General features: G+C 43.9%; 1 protein-coding gene and 1 pseudogene. One reads left to right on the top strand and one right to left on the bottom strand.

Annotated elements, in window-relative coordinates:
• A pseudogene (locus VN105_RS04585) lies at positions 1 to 213 on the bottom strand (AraC family transcriptional regulator); the annotation flags it as partial.
• Between the two features lie 313 nt (positions 214 to 526).
• On the opposite strand from VN105_RS04585, the gene VN105_RS04590 reads away from it, so the two are divergent.
• Positions 527 to 1,555 (top strand): LacI family DNA-binding transcriptional regulator, encoded by a 1,029-nt coding sequence (locus VN105_RS04590; protein WP_325638384.1) that lies wholly within the window; start codon positions 527 to 529, stop codon positions 1,553 to 1,555.
• Positions 1,556 to 1,803: the final 248 nt, after the last annotated feature.

Here is a 1,803-nt window from a genome sequence, read left to right on the forward strand (position 1 = left end):
ATGCGGTATATGCGGGCCCAGAAATACCATATCGCCTTCTTCAAAGCTCTCGATGCTATCCCCTACAATTCTCTTCCCGTGGCTTTCCGTTACATATACCAGCTCGCATTCCGGGTGGAAATGAAAGGGCGTATTGAAATAGGGATCACTTCTTTCGATGATCGTGATCTGGTTATCGGCAAAAGCCCCCACTTTAATAAGGATGGGTTTCATTCATGTATTAATTTAAGCTGCTATATTACTGTAACTGTCCTATACTTTATTACCATCGCCATTATTACTGCTTAGGGGAACCCTATGCAGGCAGGTGAGTAGTATTGAGATCGTCCTAAGAATGTTGCCAAATTATTAAAAATTGGTTAAAAAAATATCATTCTTCCCAAAATAACCATTTTATGTGATAAAAATCAGACAAGAGGGAGAAGAATAGTTTTGCAGGCGTTACTTGGAATAATTGGTACAACAACGTAATTTCCAACTTCATTTTGTAAATTACCACCGGCTAAATCGATGTAGCATTTTTTCTATGAAAGGGATCTCTATTAAAGATATTGCAAAACAAGCCGGAGTATCTCCCACAACGGTATCGTTTGTACTCAACGGCAAAGCAAAGGAGAAGCGGATCAGTGAACAGGTAAGTAAGAAAATCCAGAAAATAGCAACGCGGCTGAAATATAAACCTAATCAGCTTGCCCGTGGACTGCGTACCGGTAAAACTAAAACCATCGGCCTTATTGTGGAAGATATTGCCAATAACTTTTTTGCCACACTGGCGAAAGTAGTGGAAGACGAAGCCGATAAGCACGGCTATAAAGTACTTTACGGCAGTACGGAAGACAACACGGAAAAGGCAAAGGGATTGCTGGAGGTATTAAAGTACCGGCAGGTGGATGGGTATATTATCACACCCACAAAAAACCTTGACAAGGAAATTGAATTGCTTCAGGCTGCTGCGAAACCGCTGGTACTGGTAGACCGTTATTTCCCGCATGTGAGCAGTCATTATGTGGTGCTCAACAACTACCAGGGTGCATATGAAGCCACTGCCCACCTGGCGGAACAAGGCTACAGGAAAATTGCCATCGTTACTATTGCATCTGATCAAACGCAGATGAAAGAAAGACTGGATGGATTTACTGCAGCCCTCAAAGATCATAAGATCCCGTTTAATAAATCGTTGGTAAAGCGGCTGCCGTTCGACCTCGACCGGGAAAGTTTTAATAATGAAATGAAGAAATTCCTCACATCCGTGAAAGACCTCGACGCCGTATTCTTTGCTACCAACTACCTGGGCATAGCCGGCATTGAAGCCATCCGTTCACTGGGATGGGAAATAGGGAAGCAAATAGGGCTGGTAGGTTTCGACGACCACGATCTTTTCCGGTTACATAGCCCATCGATCACCTGTGTGTCGCAACCCATTGCCGCTATTGGCAAAAGCCTTGTAGACATACTGATGAAAGAACTGAATCACACTGCGGGCAGCCCTGCTTCGCCGCAACAACAGGTGGTGTTGGAGCCCGAGCTCATCATCCGGGATTCGTCGCGGAGATGATCGCCTGCCGCTGTCGCCTTCGGCGACGCGGAATTTGTCTGACTCCGGATTACGCTGATTATACTGATTTTTTTGATTTTTAATATAGGGAGATGAGGGTGTTATTCACTTTTATCTCCCTTTACTTTTGGGGATATTGCGGTTTACCTGCGGGATCCTGTAATAACGACAAATAATTAAAATAATGATTCAGCTGCAGGTAAGCCATATCTTATAGATACCGTGTAGCTCCAGCCCAATATGGTTTA

It is taken from the genome of Chitinophaga sp. (assembly GCF_035564935.1).
In the GTDB taxonomy this organism is placed as follows: domain Bacteria; phylum Bacteroidota; class Bacteroidia; order Chitinophagales; family Chitinophagaceae; genus Chitinophaga.